Below are 17,968 nucleotides of genomic sequence, written 5' to 3'. Positions count from 1 at the left end.
CCCGGGGCCCCGGCGGGAGCGACATCGCCGGGCACGGCGTCCTGGAGTCCGTCGCTGTCATCGGAGTCCCCGGCGTCACCGTCGTCCTGCTTTTCCCCTCTGGCGGCGGCAGCGGCGCGCTTGGCGAGCACCCGCTTCTTCAGCGCCTTCATCTGCGGGTCGCGCTCCTTGAAGTCGGCGACCAGCGGGGTGGCGATGAAGATCGAGGAGTAGGCACCGGCCGCGAGGCCGACGAACAGCGACAGCGAGATGTCGTTCAGCATGCCCGCGCCGAGGAAACCGCCGCCGATGAAGAGCAGACCGGCGACCGGCAGCAGCGCGACGATGGTGGTGTTGATGGAGCGCACCAGGGTGGCGTTGAGGCTGCGGTTGGCGATCTCGCTGTAGGTCCACCGGGTCTGTTTGGTGATCCCGACGGCGCCCTCCTTGAGACCGTCGAACACGACGACCGTGTCATAGAGCGAGTAGCCGAGGATGGTCAGCAGACCGATCACCGTGCCCGGGGTGACCTCGAAGCCGACGAGCGCGTACACCCCGACCGTGATGGTGAGGTCATGGATCAGCGCGATGAGCGCGGCGAGCGCCATGCGCCACTCGAAGGCGATCGCCAGATAGATCACCACCAGGACCATGAAGATCCCCAGGCCGGTCCATGCCTTGTTGGCGATCTGCTCACCCCAGCTCGGGCCGACCAGCTCGGCCGCGATCTTGTCGGCGGGGATGTCCATGTCCCGGGCCAGCTCGTTCTGGACCTTGGTGGCCGCCGCCGTGTCCAGATCGCTGACCTGGATGCGCATGGTGCCGTTGCCGAGCTTCTGGACGATCGCGTCGTGGCCGGACGCCTCCTCCGCGTACTCCTTGGCGTGAGTGACCGAGACACTGGTCTTTGGAGTGGTGAAGACGGCACCGCCCTTGAACTCGATGCCCATGTTCAGACCCCGCACCGCCAGGCCGACGATGGCCGTGATGGTGATCAGGATCGAGACCGCGTACCAGAACTTCCGCTTGGCGACGAAGTCGTAGCCGATCTCGCCGCGGTAGAGCCTGGCGCCGATGCTGCCGAGACGCGACATCTCACGCCTCCTTCGGGTCGGTGGGGGCGGAGACGCGGCGCGAGCGGCGCAGCGGGGGTTTGGCGCCCAGTCGCGTGGGGTCGAGTCCGGACCAGGGGTGACCGCTCCCGAAGAACTTCGTCCGGGCGACGAGGGTCATCACCGGCTTGGTGAAGAAGAAGACCACGACCACATCGAGCAGGGTGGTGAGACCGAGCGTGAACGCGAAGCCCTGGACCTTGCCGACGGTGACGAGGAAGAGCACGGCGGCGGCGAGGAACGAGACGAAGTCGGAGACCAGGATGGTGCGCCGGGCGCGCGGCCAGCCACGCTGGACGGCGGGGCGCAGCGTACGGCCCTCCCGGATCTCGTCCCGGATGCGTTCGAAGTACACGATGAACGAGTCCGCCGTGATACCGATGGCGACGATCGCGCCACAGACCGCCGGCAGGTTCAGCGCGAAGCCGATGGCCGGGCCGAGCAGAGCCATCAGGCTGTACGTCAGGGCCGCGGAGACCAGGAGGCTCGCGATGGCGATCAGGGCGAGGCCGCGGTAGTACGCCAGCAGATAGATGACGACCAGGACGAGGCCGATGGCGCCCGCGATGAGACCGGCCTTCAGCTGCTCACCGCCGAGCGCGGCGCTCACCGTGGTGACGCTCTGCTCCTCGAAGGTCAGCGGCAGCGCGCCGTACGACAGGATGTTGCCCAGGTCCTGCGCCGACTGCTGGTCGAAGTCTCCGGAGATCTCGGCGTTGGCGCTGAGGGTCTGGTTGACCTGCGGGGCGGAGACGACCTCGCCGTCGAGGACGATCGCGAACTGGTTCTGCGGGGACTGCTGCTTCGACAGCTTGCTGGTGATCTTCTGGAACTTCTTGGAGCCACCGCTGGTGAAGTCCATCGTGACGATCCAGATGCCGCGCTGCTGGTCGAGCTGGCCCTTGGCGTCGTCGACGTCCTTGCCGTCGACCTCGGCCGGGCCGAGGACGTACTTCTCCCAGACGCCGCCGCTGTTCTTGCCGCAGGCGACCGTGGGTTCCTCGGGCTTGGCGCTGTCGCCGGCCGCCGCACGGGACTTCGCGTCCAGGCAGTTCAGCGCGGCGAACCGCTTCTCCAGCGCCGCCGCCGCTGCGGACTCGCTCGGGTTCGGCTTCGGGGGGTCCGTGGGCTTCGGCTGCTGGGAGCCGGTCGCGGACGGCGTCGGCGTGGGGGCCTTCAGCGCGTCGGTGACCGCACGGCCCTGGGTGGTGGCACTGCTGCTCGGCGCGGTCGCCTTTTCCTTGTCGCCCTTGTCGCCCTTGTCGGCCTTGTCGCCGTCCGTGGCCTTGTCCGGCTTGCCGCTCGCCGAGGAGCTGGGGGTGGGGGTGGGGGTGGTCTGCGGGGTCGTCCCACCCGCGGCGACGGTCAGCACGGGCCGGAAGTAGAGCTGGGCGGTGGTGCCCACCTGCTTACGGGCCTGCTCGGAGTCGGTCCCCTTGGGGATGTTCACGATGATGTTCTCGCGGCCCTGGGTCTGGACCTCGGCCTCCGAGACACCGAGACCATTGACCCGGCGTTCGATGATTCCGACCGCTGTGTTCATATTGGTCTCATTGACCGCGCTTTCCTTGCCGGGCTCCGCCTCGGCCTTGAGCGTGATCGTCGTACCGCCCGCGAGGTCGATGCCCAGGCGCGGCGTGGTGTGCCCGGATGCGAACATGCCTCCGGTCAGCGCGACCAAGGCGATCAGGATGAGGACCAGGGTGCGCCCCGGCCTCCCCTGAGCCCCGGCGGGCCTGCGGCCCCTCTTAGGTGCTGCCACCTTCTCGTTTCTCCCTGTCCAACCGCCCTCACGCCGGGTACGCGCCAGGGCGGCCACGAAGTGTTGTGGGGACCTGCCCCCGCAGAAGTCAACACGACCAGGGGACCGCCGGGCACGGGTCGGTGCCGTCGCGGTCCCCGAAAATGGCTACTTCTCGCCGTCGGTCTTGCTGTCCTTTGACTCCGCTGCCTCCGCGGCATCGGCGTCCTTCGTTCCGGAGTCCTTCGTCCCGGCGTCGTCCGCCGCGGCGGCCTCGGGCTTCTTGCCGAGGTCGATCTTGGTGGCGTCGGCGTCGCCGGCGGCATCGGTGAGCGAGGAGGCGTCATCCGGTACGACCGGATTCACGGCCGGGCTGACGACCGCGTCCTCATCGGCGGGGTCGTCGCCGTGCACGATGCGGTTGTACTCCGCGTCGTCGAGGACCGCGCCGATGGCGTTCTTCGCATAGACGGCGTGGACGGCGGGGGCAACCTCAAGGATCACGGTGTCGTCGTGGATCTCCTTGACGGTGGCATACATGCCCCCGATGGTCCGGACACCGGTGCCTGGCTGCATCGAGTCGCGCATCTGCGCGGCCTTCTGCTGCTTCTTCTTGGCGGACCGGGTCATCAGGAACATGGCCCCGATGAGCACGATGAAGGGGAGGAGGGTCACGAGACTCACGGGAAGAAACTTCCTTCACACGACCGCGTCGATGAGGCGGCCTATCTACGGGGGTGGGCACGCCGACCTGGAAGGGCGGCATCGGCGGAGTCTAAGCGAGTCCGCATCGATGGAACAACGCCCAGCATCGCACTGTGGTTCCTGCCCGGGGAGTCTCCGCGCCGTCACGCCCCGAACAGACCCGGTTGTCCGCTTGCGCCCGGGGCCTGCCGCGGCGGCAGCAGTCCGAGATGGGACCAGGCGGCGGGCGTGGCGATGCGCCCGCGCGGGGTACGGGCCAGCAGCCCCTCCCGTACGAGGAAGGGCTCGGCGACCTCCTCGACGGTCTCGCGCTCCTCCCCCACGGCCACCGCGAGCGTCGACAGCCCCACCGGGCCGCCGCCGAACAGTTTCAGCAGCGCCCGGAGCACCGCGCGGTCCAGCCGGTCGAGGCCCCGCTCGTCGACCTCGTAGACCGCGAGGGCGGCGGCGGCCACCTCGCGGGTGATCACTCCGTCCGCCTTGATCTGGGCGTAGTCCCGGACGCGGCGCAGCAGCCGGTTGGCGATCCGGGGCGTGCCGCGGGAGCGGCCGGCGATCTCGGCGGCACCGTCGGCCTCGATCTCCAGGTCGAGCAGCTGGGCGGAGCGGTGGAGGACGCGCTCCAGCTCGGCGGGGTCGTAGAACTCCATGTGCGCGGTGAAGCCGAAGCGGTCGCGCAGCGGCGGCGGCAGCAGTCCGGCGCGGGTGGTGGCCCCGACCAGGGTGAAGTGGGGCAGCTCCAGCGGGATGGCGGTGGCGCCGGGGCCCTTGCCGACGATCACATCGACCCGGAAGTCCTCCATGGCCATATAGAGCGTCTCCTCGGCGGGCCGGGACATCCGGTGGATCTCGTCGAGGAAGAGAACCTCGCCCTCCTGGAGGGAGGAGAGAATGGCGGCGAGATCTCCCGCGTGCTGGATGGCGGGGCCCGATGTGATGCGGATGGGCGCCTGCATCTCCGCCGCGATGATCATGGAGAGGGTCGTCTTGCCGAGTCCGGGGGCGCCCGAGAGCAGGACATGGTCGGCGGTCGCGCCGCGGGCCAGGGCGGCCTTCAGGACAAGGTCGAGCTGCTCGCGGACCCGCTCCTGGCCCACGAACTCGCCCAGCGTCTTCGGCCGCAGCGCCGCCTCGACGGCCTGGTCCTCACCGTCGGCGGACGCGCCGACGAGCCGCCCGCCGGCCGGGGGCAGGGTGTCGTCGGCCGCGGTGGGGGTGCTGTCGTCCCAGTTCACTGCGTGTGTGCCTCATGTGGTCGGCGCGGCGGGGCCGCGGGGGTGACTGCGTCGGGCTGGGCGGAGCGTGCGTCGGTCCCATCTGTCTCCACGGCCCTGCGGCACGGTCGTCCTCGGCGTGGACCGAGCCGCGCGGATGCTCCGGGGCGGTCTTCGCCGGTACGGGGGCGCCGACGGTCGGCGCGTCTCGCAGCGGCGGCGGGCCGGGGCGCCCGGGTGGCCGGGCGGCGGTGCGGGGCGGGGATGCTGTCTCATCTCGTACGGTTCAGGCTCTGGAGCGCCGCCTTGAGCAGGACGCCCACCTGGGGACTGTCGGACGCCTCGGCCTGGGGGGTGACCACGGCCACCGCCTCGTCGGCCTCGCGGGTGGCGTAGCCGAGGCCGATCAGCGCGGCATGGAGCTGATCGCGCCACGAGGAGGTGACGGCGGTACCGATGCCCTGGCGTGCCCCGTACGACCCGATGGGCTCGCCGAGGCGGTCTTTCAGTTCGAGGAGGAGCTTCTGCGCGCCCTTCTTGCCGATACCGGGGACGGCGGTGAGCGCCTTCTCGTCGCCGGTCGTGACGGCGATGCGCAGCGCGTCGGGGGTGTGCACGGCGAGCATGGCCTGTGCCAGCCGGGGGCCGACGCCACTGGCGGTCTGGAGCAGCTCGAAGACCTGGCGCTCGTCGTCGTCCGCGAAGCCGTAGAGCGTGAGCGAGTCCTCCCGGACGACCAGGGAGGTGGCGAGCCGGGCCGGCTGGCCGATGCGCAGCTCGGAGAGGGTGTTCGGAGTGCACTGGACGGCCATGCCGACACCGCCGACCTCGATGACCGCGGTGGTGGGGGCGAGGGCGGCGACCGGGCCGCTCACAAAGGCGATCATGCGGTACGGCCTTTCGGTGCGGATGAGCGCGGTGCGGGCGCGGGTGGCGCGGACTCGGGTTGAGCAGGCGCGGGTCGGCCGGGTGGGTGCGATGCGGACGCGGGTCGGGCAGGCGCGCGCGGTGCGGGCGCCTCCGCGCCGGCCGGGGGCCGGGCGGACACCTGCCGGGCGACGGCCTGCTGGAGGCGGTTCTGCGCGGGGGCACGCCAGATATGGCAGATCGCGAGCGCGAGGGCGTCCGCCGCGTCGGCCGGCTTGGGCGGGGCGTCGAGCCGCAGCAGCCGGGTCACCATCGCGCCGACCTGCGCCTTGTCGGCCCGGCCGCTGCCGGTGACGGCGGCCTTGACCTCGCTCGGGGTGTGCAGGACGACCGGGATGCCCCGGCGGGACGCGCAGAGCATGGCGACCGCGCTGGCCTGTGCGGTGCCCATCACCGTACGCACATTGTGCTGGCTGAAGACCCGCTCCACGGCGACGCACTCGGGGCGGTGCTCGTCCAGCCACTGCTCGATGCCCCGCTCGATGGCGACCAGCCGGACACCCAGATCGGCATCGGCGGGAGTGCGGACGACGCCTACGCCGAGCATGGTCAGCGGGCGTCCCGCGACGCCGTCGACCACCCCGACGCCACACCGGGTCAGCCCTGGGTCCACCCCGAGCACACGCACGCCGCCCCTCCTTCGTTCATCTGTTTGTGCAGGCTATCCGCTCGCACTGACAACGCACGCGAAACGGGCCGGCGGGAGTTTCTCCCGTCGGCCCGTCATATCCCTGCGTCCTCGTGTCCGCGTGTCTTCGTGTCCGCGCGTCCTCGCGCCGCGGCACCGCCGCGCCCTGAGTGCGGGTCAGGCGTCGACCTTCTCCATGACCTCGTCGGAGACGTCGAAGTTGGCGAAGACGTTCTGGACGTCGTCGCTGTCCTCCAGCGCGTCGATCAGCTTGAAGATCTTGCGGGCGCCGTCCTCGTCCAGCTCGACCTGCATGGTCGGCACGAAGTTGGCCTCGGCGGAGTCGTAGTCGATGCCCTCGGTCTGGAGCGCGGTGCGCACCGCGACGAGGTCGGTGGCCTCGCTCAGCACCTCGAAGGACTCACCGAGGTCGTTGACGTCCTCCGCCCCCGCTTCCAGGACCGCTCCCAGGACGTCGTCCTCGGTCAGTTCGCCCTTGGGGACGATCACCACGCCCTTGCGGTTGAAGAGATACGAGACCGAGCCGGGGTCCGCCATCGAGCCGCCGTTACGGGTCATGGCGACCCGGACGTCGGAGGCCGCGCGGTTGCGGTTGTCGGTGAGGCACTCGATGAGCACGGCGACACCGTTCGGACCGTAGCCCTCGTACATGATCGTCTCGTAGTCGGCGCCACCGGCCTCAAGGCCCGCGCCGCGCTTGACCGCGGAGTCGATGTTCTTGTTGGGCACCGACTGTTTCTTCGCCTTCTGGATGGCGTCGAAGAGGGTCGGGTTTCCATCGATGTCGGCGCCACCGGTGCGGGCCGCGACCTCGATGTTCTTGATCAGCTTCGCGAAGAGCTTGCCGCGCTTGGCATCGATCACGGCCTTCTTGTGCTTCGTCGTAGCCCATTTAGAGTGGCCGGACATCTGCCTGTCTCCTTCGCGTTACCCACTGCTGCTGCGTTCGGCAGCGATCCTACCGGGATCACGTCACCGGACCGCGCGCACCATGTCTACAAAGAGACCGTGCACCCGGTGGTCTCCGGTCAGCTCCGGATGGAAGGAGGTCGCCAGCGCGTTGCCCTGTCGTACGGCGACGACATGGCCGCCGTACTCCGCGAGGATCTCGACCTCGGCACCGACCGATTCCACCCAGGGGGCGCGGATGAAGACGCCCTCCACCGGGCCGCCGGGGACGCCCTTGAGGTCGACGGCCGCCTCGAACGACTCGTTCTGCCGGCCGAAGGCGTTACGGCGCACGATCATGTCGATCCCGCCGATCGTCTCCTGCTGGGACCGGGGGTCCAGGATCTTGTCGGCCAGCATGATCAGCCCGGCGCAGCTGCCGTAGACGGGCATCCCGGCGCGCACCCGCTCCCTCAGGGGCTCCATCAGCCCGAAGAGGTTGGCCAGCTTGGACATGGTGGTCGACTCGCCGCCGGGGACGACCAGGCCGTCGATCCCGGCCAGTTCCCCGGGCCGCCTGACCGGCCTGGCATCGGCGTCCGCGTCGGCCAGGGCGGTCAGGTGCTCCCGTACATCGCCCTGAAGGGCGAGGACACCGACAACGGGAGCGGTCATCACCAGCCCCGGTTGGCGTAGCGCTCGGCCTCGGGGAGGGTGTCGCAGTTGATGCCGACCATGGCCTCGCCCAGGTTGCGGGAGGCGTCCGCGATGATCTTGGGGTCGTCGTAGAAGGTGGTGGCCTTCACGATGGCGGCGGCGCGCTTGGCCGGGTCGCCCGACTTGAAGATGCCCGAGCCGACGAAGACGCCCTCGGCGCCGAGCTGGCGCATCAGCGCGGCATCGGCGGGGGTGGCCACGCCACCGGCCGAGAAGAGGACCACCGGCAGCTTGCCCAGTTCGGCGACCTCCTTGACCACCTCGTAGGGGGCGCGCAGTTCCTTCGCGGCGGCGTACAGCTCGTTGTTGTCGAAGCCGCGCAGCCTGGCGATCTCGTTCTTGATCTGGCGCAGATGACGGACGGCCTCCACGACATTGCCCGTGCCGGCCTCGCCCTTGGAACGGATCATGGCCGCGCCCTCGCCGATCCGGCGCAGGGCCTCGCCCAGATTGGTGGCACCACAGACGAACGGGGTGGTGAAGGCCCACTTGTCGGAGTGGTTGACCTCGTCGGCCGGGGTCAGCACCTCGGACTCGTCGATGTAGTCGACGCCGAGGGACTGGAGCACCTGGGCCTCGACGAAGTGGCCGATCCGGGACTTGGCCATGACGGGGATGGAGACCGCGTCGATGATCTCCTCGATCATGTTCGGGTCGGACATCCTGGCCACGCCGCCGTCCTTGCGGATGTCGGCGGGGACCCGCTCCAGGGCCATGACGGCCACCGCGCCCGAGTCTTCGGCGATCTTCGCCTGCTCTGCGTCGACGACGTCCATGATGACGCCGCCCTTGAGCTGCTCGGCCATACCGCGCTTGACGCGGGCGGTGCCGGTGGCGGGAGTGTCGGTGGGCTGGGCGGAGAGCGTGCTGGACACGGATGGCCTCACTGGGGATGACGGGAACGGCGGGGATGCTTGCGTCCGACGGTGCGGTGCGTCATCGATGGAACATCCGAGGATCAGTCCAGTGCAAGGGCCAATGAACAGGCGGTGGATCGTTTTGGCTGGTGAGGGGGACGGGATGGGGTGAGTGATCCGTTCGGTGGCGGGGGCTCGCTCATGGACCGTGGCGGGTCGAACCGTGGCGGGTGGGGGGCCAGGCCGTCCGGGGGCTGCCATCCGGGCCGGCGGCCCCGGCCTCACGTACCCGGGCGGTCGGCCAGGGCCGTCGGGGGCTCGTCGTCCATCTCGAAGGCCAGCGGGAAGGGGGCGTGGCCCGCCAGCCGGAACCAGCGGACCTTGCGGTGGCGGCGCAGGGCGCGCGCGGCGCGCACCGCGTCGTTGTGGAACCGCCGGGCCATCGGGACCCGGCGCACGGCCTGCGCCAGCTCGACCGCGGCGTCCTCGCCGCCGGGCACCTCACGTACCTCCTCGATCTGTGCCGCCTCCTCGAACACCGCCCGCAGCGCGGCGCTCAACTCGCTCTCGGCGACCTCGCGCTGCTCCTCCTCCGCCTGGCGGGCGGCGTGGGCGGCCTCGTACAGCACGATCGACGCGGCGGGGTCGAGCACTCCCGAGGTGGCCAGTTCCTGGGTGACCGAGGCGCGGCGCAGGAGTTGGGCGTCGAGGGCGGCGCGGGCGGCGTCGATACGGGTGTGGAGGCGGTCGAGGCGGCCGGCGGTCCAGCTGAGGTAGAGGCCGATGGCGAGGAGAGCGACGAGGAGCCAGATGAGGGTTGCGGTCACGGCGAGCAAGGCTACCTGCGGGGGCTTGGCGCGGTGGCTGCGATGTGGCCGGTCACCTGGGCCGCCCGGTCCTGCCCTGGTGCCCGGTCCTGCCTGGCACCTGGGCCGCCCGGTCCTGTACCTGGGCTGCCCGTGCCGGCCTTGCGCTTGTGCCGCCTGGCGGCCTGCCCCAGACCGTGTGCCCCGGGCCCGCTCAGGTCCCTGGAGCCGGGGCGACACCCCACGACCCGCCCCGCCCGGCCCGGCGCGGGCACCCGCTGGGGCTCTGCCCCAGACCGCCCCCTACGCCTTGCGGCGTGGGGGACCCCCAGCTCCTCAATCTCCCCCAGGGCTCCGCCTGGGAGGTGCCCCCAGGAGGGGCTTGATTTGCTTCCCTTCGCGCCTCAAGTACCGGGGGGTTGATTTACGTCCCTTCGCACCTCAAGTGCTGGGGGGTGACCGGCCCTTACACCTCGACGGAGTCAGAGGCATTGCTCGACCAGCCCTGACACCTCGATCGCCCCGAGGGCTTGTTTCACCAGCCCTGGGTTTGCTTGACCGGCACTCACACCTTGATCACCTAAGGGTTTGTTTTCACCAGCCCCCGCACTCTCAACTGTCAGAGGGCCACCCACGGGACGTGACTCGCTCAGCCGCCGTGTCCCACTCGCCCCGAAACCTCACGCCGCCGGTGGTTGCGCCCCGGGCGCCGGGTGGGGCTGATGGGGTGTCAATTCCGGTGTGTCCGGAGTTCCGGCCCGTCAGGTATTCCGATCCGCTGGGGTCCCCGGACGAAGTCTGGGGGAGTTCGAGGACAGCGTCCGCAGGGCGGGCGGGCCCTCCGGCGGAGGCGCTGGAGCGGGCCGGAGGGCAGTCGGCGGGCGGGCGGGTGGCGAGGGAGCAGGCCCGCGGTGGGGGTCAGTTGCGGGCGAGGCCGAGGCGGGCTCGGAGGCCGGGGCGTTCGTCCGCGGCCACCGAGGCGGCCCCGTCGGTCACCGTCTCGTACACCGCGAGGATGTCCGCGCCGACCGTCGACCAGTCGAAGCGCCGGACGTGCGCGCTGCCCCGCACCCGCAGTTCCTCGCGCCGTACCGGGTCCCCCAGGAGCCGGATCGCCGCCGCCGCCAGTGCCGCCGCGTCCTCGTTGGCGAAGAGTTCACCGGCGGACCCCTGGTCGAGGACCTGGGCGAAGGCGTCGAGGTCGCTCGCCAGTACCGGCGCCCCGGCGGACATCGCCTCGACGAGGATGATGCCGAAGCTCTCGCCGCCGGTGTTGGGCGCGACGTACACATCGACACTGCGCAGCAGCCGCGCCTTGTCCTCGTCGCTGATCATGCCGAGGAATTCGACGCCGGCGCGCATCTCCCTGGGCAGCGAGGCCACCGCTTCCTGCTCGTCGCCACGGCCGGCGACCAGCAGCCGGGTCCCGGGGCGGGCGGCGAGGATCTCGGGGAGGGCCTTCATCAGCACGGGCAGGCCCTTGCGGGGCTCGTCGATACGGCCCAGGAAGCCGATCGTGTCGCCCTGCCACTCCGCCTTCGGCTCGGCCTTCTCGAAGAAGCCGACGTCGACCCCGTTCGGGATGACGACCGCGTCACCGCCGAGATGCTCGACGAGCGTGCGCCGGGCGTACTCGCTGACCGCGATCCGCGCGCTGATCTTCTCCAGCGCGGGCTGGAGGATCGGATACGCGGCGATCATCGCGCGGGAGCGCGGGTTCGAGGTGTGGAAGGTCGCCACGATCGGCCCCTGGGCCGCCCAGCAGGTCAGCAGCCCCAGCGAGGGCGAGGTCGGCTCATGGATGTGGATGACGTCGAAGGTGCCGTCGTGCAGCCAGCGCCGTACCCGCGCGGCGGAGAGGAAGCCGAAGTTCAGCCGGGCGACGGAGCCGTTGTACGGGACGGGCACGGCACGGCCCGCCGAGACGACATACGGCGGCAGCGGGGTCTCGTCGTCGGCGGGGGCGAGTACGGAGACATCGTGGCCGAGGCGGATCAGATGGTCCGCGAGATCTCTGATGTGGAACTGGACCCCGCCCGGTACGTCCCAGGAGTACGGGCAGACGATGCCGATCTTCACGTCCGGCCCTCCCCACCGGAGCGCTGCTCCGGATCTTCGTCGGTGCGGGGCCGCGCATCCCCACCGGCGAGGCGCTCCGGCTCCAGGGTGCTCCGGGGTTCCGGCTCCAGGGTGCTCCGGGGTTCCAGATCCGCGAGCCACAGCCGCTGGAGCATGTGCCAGTCCTCCGGGTGCTCGGCGATGCCGGTGGCGTAGGCGTCCGCCAGGGCCTGTGTCATGGAGGACGTCTTCTCGGCCCGGGTACCTGACCCGGGCACCTCGACGGGTGGATGGATCCGGCCGTGCATCGTGGGTGCCCTGCCGTACCAGAGGGTGACGGGCAGCAGCAGCGCGCCGGTCTGCTGGGCCAGCAGCGCCGGTCCCGCGGGCATCCGGGCCGTCTCGCCGAAGTACTTCACCTCGACGCCCGACTCCGACAGATCGCGGTCGGCGACCAGGCACACCAGACCGCCCGCGCGCAGCCGCCGCGCCAGGGTGCCGAAGGCCGCGCCGCCCGCGTGGGGCAGCACCTCCATACCGAGGCTCTCGCGGTAGGCCACGAACCGGTCGTACAGCGACTCCGGCTTCAGCCGCTCGGCGACCGTGGTGAAGGGGACGCCCAGGGTCCGGGTCACCCAGACGCCCGCGAGGTCCCAGTTGGCCAGGTGCGGCAGCGCGATGATCACGCCGCGTCCTGCGGCGATGCCGTCGGTCAGATAATGGGAGTCCTGGATGCGCACCTGGGCGCGGACCCGGTCCGCGCTCCAGGTCGGCAGCCGGAAGGACTCCATCCAGTACCGCATGTACGAGCGCATCCCGGCCTTCGACAGCTCGGCGAGGCGCTCGGGGCCCGCGTCGGGCACGACCCGGGCGAGATTGGACTCCAGCCGCAGCACCCCCTTGCCGCGCCGCTTCCACGCGGCATCCGCGATGGTGCGGCCGAGGGAGGCGGCGACCGGCTCCGGCAGCCGTTTGACGGCGCCCCAGCCCAGTCCGTACAGCCCGTCGGTGAGGCGGTCGCGCATGGTCACTTCGCCTCGGCCCCGCTCCCCTGGGCGGGCGTGGCCGCGTCGGCCTCGGCGGACTCCCGGCGGACGGTCACCACCCGCTGTCCCAGGGTCACCGCGCTGCCCGCGGCGACGATCCACAGCGCGATCGGCAGCAGCACCTCGATACCGGGCACCCCGAAGGCCCCCAGTCCGGCGAGTCCCGCCGCGACGAGGGAGATCACCAGCCGCTCGGCCCGTTCCACCAGGCCGTTGACGGCGACCGGAAGACCGATCGCCTCACCGCGCGCCTTGGTGTACGAGACGACCTGGCCGCTCGCCAGACAGAAGATCGACACGGCGCACAGCACATTGTCGTCGCCCCGGCCCGCGTACCAGAGCGCGAAGCCGGCGAAGATCGCGCTGTCGGCGACCCGGTCGAGCGTGGAGTCCAGGAACGCCCCCCACCGGCTCGAAATGCCCGCCTGGCGTGCCATGTTCCCGTCGACGAGGTCCGAGAAGACGAACAGGGTGATGACGATCGTGCCCCAGAAGAACTCTCCCCGGGGGAAGAAGACCAGCGCGCCCGCCATCACCCCGGCCGTGCCGATGAGAGTGACCGCGTCGGGGCTCACTCCACGGCGGAGCAGAAATGCGGCGAACGGCGTGAGGACACGCGTGAAGAATGCACGCGCGTACTTGTTCAGCATGGCCTTCCCGGGGTTCGGTGGGCCGTATGGCCCTCGTGGCCACCGGCTGGCCCATCGTAGCCAGGACCGGCACACTCCACCGCCGGGACCCGTCGCGGACCGTCACGGAGCGGGGCCGTCGTACCGAGGTCGCGGTCACCCGGGGGCAGGACCCGTCACTCAGCGCGCACGGCGCGGCCCGGCGGGCGACTGGTGCGACGCCCGGCGGCGCGGCGCGGGGGCGGGCGAGCCCCCGGGCCCCCCGGCCCCGCGCGGTCCGCGCGACGTATGGACGCGCACCGGCCGGAGTGGAAAGCTCGAAAGACGACTGCGGGCATCGCCGGAGCTGCCCCTGGACGCCGGTCCCGAGTCCCTCCGTGGCTCCGTACGAGGCCATATCCATGGTCACCCATGGTTTCCCGCGCCCGCGGCCCCATCTCCTCACCGTGCAATCGAGCGATCGATCGGGAGGCAAGAATCATGGGCGTCAAGGCGAACGCACACCCCGGAGCCGCCGGCAGGGCTACAACGGCCGACCGGCCCTCATCGGTACGGAACGTGGTGCTGGTCGGCCACAGCGGATCGGGAAAGACCACCTTGATCGAGGCCCTCGCCCTCACCGCCGGGGCGGTGAACCGGGCCGGCCGGGTCGAGGACGGCGCGACGATCTCCGACTACGACGAGATCGAGCACCGTCAGCAACGTTCCGTACAGCTGTCCCTGGTCCCCGTCGAATGGGGCGGGTGCAAGATCAATCTGCTGGACACCCCCGGATACGCCGACTTCGTCGGGGAGCTGAGGGCCGGTCTGCGAGCCGCGGACGCGGCCCTTTTCGTGGTGTCGGCAGCCCAGGAGCCCGAGGCGGTCGCGGGCGCGACCCGCATGGTGTGGGAGGAGTGCGCGGCGGTCGGGATGCCCCGGGCGATCGTCGTCACGCATCTGGAGACCGCGCGCACCGGCTACGAGGAGCTGACCCGGGTCTGCTCGGGCATCTTCGGCCGCGACGACCCCGACGCCGTACTGCCGCTGTATCTGCCGCAGTACGGCACCCCCGGCCCCGACGGCCACACACCCGTCACCGGACTCGTCGGGCTGCTCTCCCGGAAGATCTACGACTACTCGTCGGGCGAGCGCAAGGAGACCCCGCCCGACCCGGAGCAGGCGCCCCTGATCGAGGATGCCCGCAACCGGCTGATCGAGGGGATCATCGCCGAGAGCGAGGACGAGAGCCTGATGGAGCGCTATCTCGACGGCGCCGACATCGACGTCGAGACCCTCATCGAGGATCTGGAGAAGGCCGTCGCCCGGGGCATCTTCCACCCGGTCCTGGCCGCCGCCCCCGCGGCGGAGGGCGCCCGCCAGGGCCTGGGCACGGTCGAACTGCTGGAGCTGATCACCGGCGGCTTCCCCACCCCGCTGGAGCCCGAGTGCCCCACCGTCACCACCCCGGGGGGCGCACCCCGGCCCCGGGTCGTCTGCGACCCCGATGGACCGCTGGTCGCCGAGGTCGTCAAGACCGCGTCCGACCCGTATGTCGGGCGGATCTCCCTCGTCCGCGTCTTCTCCGGCACCCTGCGCCCCGACGAGACCGTGCATGTCTCCGGGCACGGGCTCGCCGACCGGGGACATGAGGGGCAGGATCTCCGCGAGGCCGACGAACGCGTCGGGGGCCTCTCCGTCCCCTTCGGCAAACAGCAGCGCCCTCTGGGGCATGTCTTCGCCGGAGATCTCGCCTGCGTCGCCAAACTGACCCGGGCGGAGACCGGCGACACGCTCTCCGCCAAGGACGACCCGCTGCTGATGCGGCCGTGGACGATGCCCGACCCCCTGCTGCCGCTGGCCATCCAGGCGCACAGCAAGGCGGACGAGGACCGGCTCTCCCAGGGTCTGTCCCGGCTGGTCGCCGAGGACCCCACCATGCGGCTGGAGCAGAACCAGGCCACCCACCAGGTCGTCCTGTGGTGTCTGGGCGAGGCCCATGCCGATGTCGCCCTGGAGCGGCTGCGCAGCCGCTACGGCGTCCAGGTCGACGTGGTCCCCCACAAGGTGTCGCTGCGCGAGACCTTCGGCGAGCCGTCGGCCGGGCGCGGGCGGCATGTGAAGCAGTCCGGCGGCCACGGCCAGTACGCGATCTGCGAGATCGAGGTCGAGCCGCTGTCCCCGGGCTCCGGCGTCGAGTTCGTCGACAAGGTCGTGGGCGGCGCGGTGCCCCGGCAGTTCATCCCGTCCGTCGAGAAGGGCGTACGGGCCCAGGCGGCCCGGGGCGTCGCGGCCGGCTACCCCCTCGTCGACATCCGCGTCACGCTGCGCGACGGAAAGGCCCATTCGGTCGACTCGTCCGACGCCGCCTTCCAGACGGCGGGCGCGCTCGCCCTGCGCGAGGCCGCGGCGGACAGCCGTATCCATCTGCTGGAGCCGGTGGCCGAAGTCCGGGTACTGGTTTCGGACGAATACGTCGGCCCGGTGATGAGCGATCTCTCCGGACGGCGCGGCCGCGTCGTCGGAACCGAGCAGTCCGCCGGTTCCCGCACCCTTGTACGGGCCGAGGTCCCGGAGATCGAGATCGGCCGGTACGCGGTCGATCTGCGCTCCATCTCGCACGGTACGGGCCAGTTCAGCCGCTCGTACGCCCGTCATGAACCGATGCCGCCACAGGTCGCCGACCAGGTCAGGGAGCGGTCCGGCAACGGCTCGTAGCGCATGGCCGCGAGCGAGCCGCCCGCCCATCTCCCGGTGGGCGGGCGGCAATTCGCCGCTCCCGGGGCAAAGTCCCCTGCCGAAGACGACGTGGCCCCGATACGCTGAGGTGCCCAGCTCAGCATGTGTTCAGCATGTGTGCGGGGCGCGGTCGTCGGGAACAGGCCGCAGAGCGGACGCGGAGCGGTGATGGGGGCGGTAAGTGACGAGCGACGGTTTCGATTTCAGTCCCGGAGCACAGGTCCCGCTCATGGGCTCGGCGGGACAGACCGCGGCGACGCATGCGCTCGCCTCGGCCGCGTACCGTGACAGCCCGGTGGCGGACATCCTCAAGGCCAACAGCGAGTGGCACAAGTCCGAGGTGACCAAGGGCAAGGTCTCCCTCTTCGAGCCGAATCTCGGCGAGGCGTTCTCCCGTGCCGTGCAGCTGCGGATGCTGGGCGGGGCGCGGGCGGCGCTGATCCAGTCCTTCGGCACCGAGCCCCAGACGGTGGTCGAGCACTGCCTCGCCGCCACCCGTATCCGCAAGGAGCGCGACTCCAGACTGACCGGCATCATGGCCGTGTTCGGGCTGCTCTTCCTGCCCGGACTGCTGCTGTGGATGGCGGTCTTCCAGCTCCGGCGGACCATCGCGGGCGCCCAGAACAAGCGGGCGGGGGCGCTCGGCACCCTGCTGCTGGTCGCCATCGGCGGCCTCGCCGTGATCTTCCTGATCCGGCTGCCGTTCACCGGCTTCCTGGGGTACTACCTGCGCGGAATGATCGTCGCCCCGGTCGTCGGCTGGTTCCTCGCCCAGCGCGTCTGCGAGGCCACCGCCAAGGATCTGCGCGCCCGCTGGGACGGTCTGCTCTCGGGCGGCGGCGTCGGTGCCAAGGTGCCCGAGGCGGTGCCGGGCAACCCCGGCGAGACCAACCGCGAACAGCTGCGCCAGGGGCTGGAGAAACTCACCGCCGAACAGCGCTCCAATGTGGTCTTCTACGCCGGCCCCAAGGGGATACTCGGCATGGGCACCCGGTGGGGCAGCTGGCAGCTCGCCGAGGATCTGGTCTCCAGGGAGCCGGGCAAGGAGATCAACCAGTTCCGCAGCTTCGACGTCATAAGGGCGATCCACGACAAGCTGAAGCTGCTGGAGCGCGGCCCGCTGAACTCGGGCGGCTTCCCCACCCCGTCGGTCAAGCACTGGATCGTCTCCCCCGTCGGCGAGAACGCCGGAGCGGTCTCCCGGCCCGAAGGCCAGGACGTGGAGACCTTCCAGGTCAAGGGCCATGAAATACAGCGGATCTGCAACCACCAGCAGTTCGGCGACGGCAATCGCCACTATCTGGGCGTGCAGTTCACCCTGTGGGACGGCCAGTTGGTGATCACCATGATGATCACCGTCACCGTGCTGCACGAGACCCTGCGCATCGAGGTCACCGGACACTCCCTCGGCCCGGTCCACGGACTGTTCACCACCGCCTCATCGCCCAAGACCGTCACGGTCAACAAGACCATCCGGTTCTGGGAGACCCGCACCCGCACCCTGCCCCTGGTGGAGGCGTCCGAGGTGGTACGCCTCGCGGTCCGGGCCCCCTTCACCTGGTACCCGCCGCTGCTCGACTTCCTCGGCGGCAAGCTGGTGCTGCCCGAGCCCTTCGGGCTGCGCCACGCCTGGGCGGACAAGCCCTGGCGCCACCGGTTCATGGCGGACGACGCGATGCGCGCCGCCACCCCCGTGCTGCGGGTGGCCCACGCGGCGGCGATAAGGGTGCTGGAGGAGAACGGCGTCGACACCGAGCGCTTCGGGAACCGCTCGATGGCCGTCAGCGGAGTCATCCAGGACCCGGCACCCCGCAAGGCCGACGTCTACGACGCCTGACCGGAGCACAGCACAGTACGACGCGAATGGGCGGGGCCGGAGCGGCCCCGCCCTTTCGTCTGCGTACGGTCGTACGGTCGTACGG

15 protein-coding genes are annotated in these 17,968 nt (G+C 70.8%); 2 read left to right on the top strand and 13 right to left on the bottom strand.

The window, feature by feature from the left end; all coding sequences use genetic code 11:
* The 13 genes from secF to pgsA all read right to left on the bottom strand — a co-directional run.
* Positions 1 to 1,073: protein translocase subunit SecF (gene secF / locus ACWF94_RS11255; protein WP_453487041.1), on the bottom strand; the 1,073-nt coding region annotated here is incomplete at its 3' end.
* 1 nt (position 1,074) lies between these two features.
* Positions 1,075 to 2,853 (bottom strand): protein translocase subunit SecD, encoded by a 1,779-nt coding sequence (gene secD, locus ACWF94_RS11250; RefSeq protein WP_453487040.1) that lies wholly within the window; start codon positions 2,851 to 2,853, stop codon positions 1,075 to 1,077.
* 147 nt (positions 2,854 to 3,000) lie between these two features.
* Entirely contained in the window at positions 3,001 to 3,516 is a 516-nt protein-coding gene (yajC, locus tag ACWF94_RS11245) for a preprotein translocase subunit YajC (RefSeq protein ID WP_453487038.1), read from the bottom strand.
* A 164-nt stretch (positions 3,517 to 3,680) separates the two neighbouring features.
* Positions 3,681 to 4,772 carry a Holliday junction branch migration DNA helicase RuvB gene (gene ruvB, locus ACWF94_RS11240; RefSeq protein WP_453487036.1) on the bottom strand — a complete coding sequence of 364 codons (1,092 nt, stop codon included), beginning with the start codon at positions 4,770 to 4,772 and terminating at the stop codon, positions 3,681 to 3,683.
* A 251-nt stretch (positions 4,773 to 5,023) separates the two neighbouring features.
* A complete protein-coding gene (ruvA, locus tag ACWF94_RS11235) occupies positions 5,024 to 5,638 on the bottom strand; it encodes a Holliday junction branch migration protein RuvA (RefSeq protein WP_453487034.1) in 615 nt (204 codons plus the stop codon).
* On the bottom strand, positions 5,635 to 6,306 hold the full coding sequence (gene ruvC / locus ACWF94_RS11230) for a crossover junction endodeoxyribonuclease RuvC (protein WP_453487032.1): 672 nt from the start codon (positions 6,304 to 6,306) through the stop codon (positions 5,635 to 5,637). Before ruvC ends, ruvA begins: the two co-directional genes overlap by 4 nt.
* A 177-nt stretch (positions 6,307 to 6,483) precedes the next feature.
* On the bottom strand, positions 6,484 to 7,236 hold the full coding sequence (locus ACWF94_RS11225; RefSeq protein ID WP_453487030.1) for a YebC/PmpR family DNA-binding transcriptional regulator: 753 nt from the start codon (positions 7,234 to 7,236) through the stop codon (positions 6,484 to 6,486).
* Between the two features lie 63 nt (positions 7,237 to 7,299).
* Complete coding sequence (gene pdxT / locus ACWF94_RS11220; protein WP_453487029.1) at positions 7,300 to 7,890, bottom strand: pyridoxal 5'-phosphate synthase glutaminase subunit PdxT; 591 nt, start codon at positions 7,888 to 7,890, stop codon at positions 7,300 to 7,302.
* Entirely contained in the window at positions 7,890 to 8,807 is a 918-nt protein-coding gene (gene pdxS / locus ACWF94_RS11215) for a pyridoxal 5'-phosphate synthase lyase subunit PdxS (RefSeq protein WP_453487027.1), read from the bottom strand. The genes pdxT and pdxS overlap by 1 nt, the downstream gene beginning before the upstream one ends.
* A 263-nt stretch (positions 8,808 to 9,070) precedes the next feature.
* Positions 9,071 to 9,616, bottom strand: a complete 546-nt coding sequence (locus ACWF94_RS11210; protein ID WP_453487025.1) for a hypothetical protein — start codon at positions 9,614 to 9,616, stop codon at positions 9,071 to 9,073.
* Between the two features lie 897 nt (positions 9,617 to 10,513).
* Complete coding sequence (locus ACWF94_RS11205; RefSeq protein ID WP_453487023.1) at positions 10,514 to 11,674, bottom strand: glycosyltransferase family 4 protein; 1,161 nt, start codon at positions 11,672 to 11,674, stop codon at positions 10,514 to 10,516.
* On the bottom strand, positions 11,671 to 12,678 hold the full coding sequence (locus ACWF94_RS11200) for a phosphatidylinositol mannoside acyltransferase (RefSeq protein ID WP_453487021.1): 1,008 nt from the start codon (positions 12,676 to 12,678) through the stop codon (positions 11,671 to 11,673). The genes ACWF94_RS11205 and ACWF94_RS11200 overlap by 4 nt, the downstream gene beginning before the upstream one ends.
* Before the next feature lie 2 nt (positions 12,679 to 12,680).
* Positions 12,681 to 13,349 (bottom strand): phosphatidylinositol phosphate synthase, encoded by a 669-nt coding sequence (gene pgsA, locus ACWF94_RS11195; protein ID WP_453487018.1) that lies wholly within the window; start codon positions 13,347 to 13,349, stop codon positions 12,681 to 12,683.
* A gap of 459 nt (positions 13,350 to 13,808) precedes the next feature.
* Between pgsA and ACWF94_RS11190 the strand changes: the two genes are divergently transcribed.
* On the top strand, positions 13,809 to 16,025 hold the full coding sequence (locus ACWF94_RS11190; RefSeq protein WP_453487015.1) for an elongation factor G-like protein EF-G2: 2,217 nt from the start codon (positions 13,809 to 13,811) through the stop codon (positions 16,023 to 16,025).
* Positions 16,026 to 16,227: 202 nt separating this feature from the next.
* The gene (locus ACWF94_RS11185) at positions 16,228 to 17,883 is read left to right on the top strand and encodes a hypothetical protein (RefSeq protein WP_453487012.1); all 1,656 of its coding nucleotides are present in this window, start codon (positions 16,228 to 16,230) and stop codon (positions 17,881 to 17,883) included.
* The last annotated feature ends 85 nt before the right edge of the window (positions 17,884 to 17,968 follow it).

This window comes from Streptomyces sp. NPDC055078 (assembly GCF_053607985.1).
Note: the sequence above shows the minus strand (reverse complement) of the source record. Positions and strands in the feature narration are given on the sequence as shown.

Excerpts from the sequence above, each read along its gene's own strand:
- pdxT (WP_453487029.1), bottom strand. The coding sequence starts at position 7,890 with ATGACCGCTCCCGTTGTCGGTGTCCTCGCCCTTCAGGGCGATGTACGG.
- ACWF94_RS11200 (WP_453487021.1), bottom strand. The coding sequence starts at position 12,678 with ATGCGCGACCGCCTCACCGACGGGCTGTACGGACTGGGCTGGGGCGCC.
- ruvA (WP_453487034.1), bottom strand. The coding sequence starts at position 5,638 with ATGATCGCCTTTGTGAGCGGCCCGGTCGCCGCCCTCGCCCCCACCACC.
- ACWF94_RS11190 (WP_453487015.1), top strand. The coding sequence starts at position 13,809 with ATGGGCGTCAAGGCGAACGCACACCCCGGAGCCGCCGGCAGGGCTACA.
- pgsA (WP_453487018.1), bottom strand. The coding sequence starts at position 13,349 with ATGCTGAACAAGTACGCGCGTGCATTCTTCACGCGTGTCCTCACGCCG.
- ACWF94_RS11225 (WP_453487030.1), bottom strand. The coding sequence starts at position 7,236 with ATGTCCGGCCACTCTAAATGGGCTACGACGAAGCACAAGAAGGCCGTG.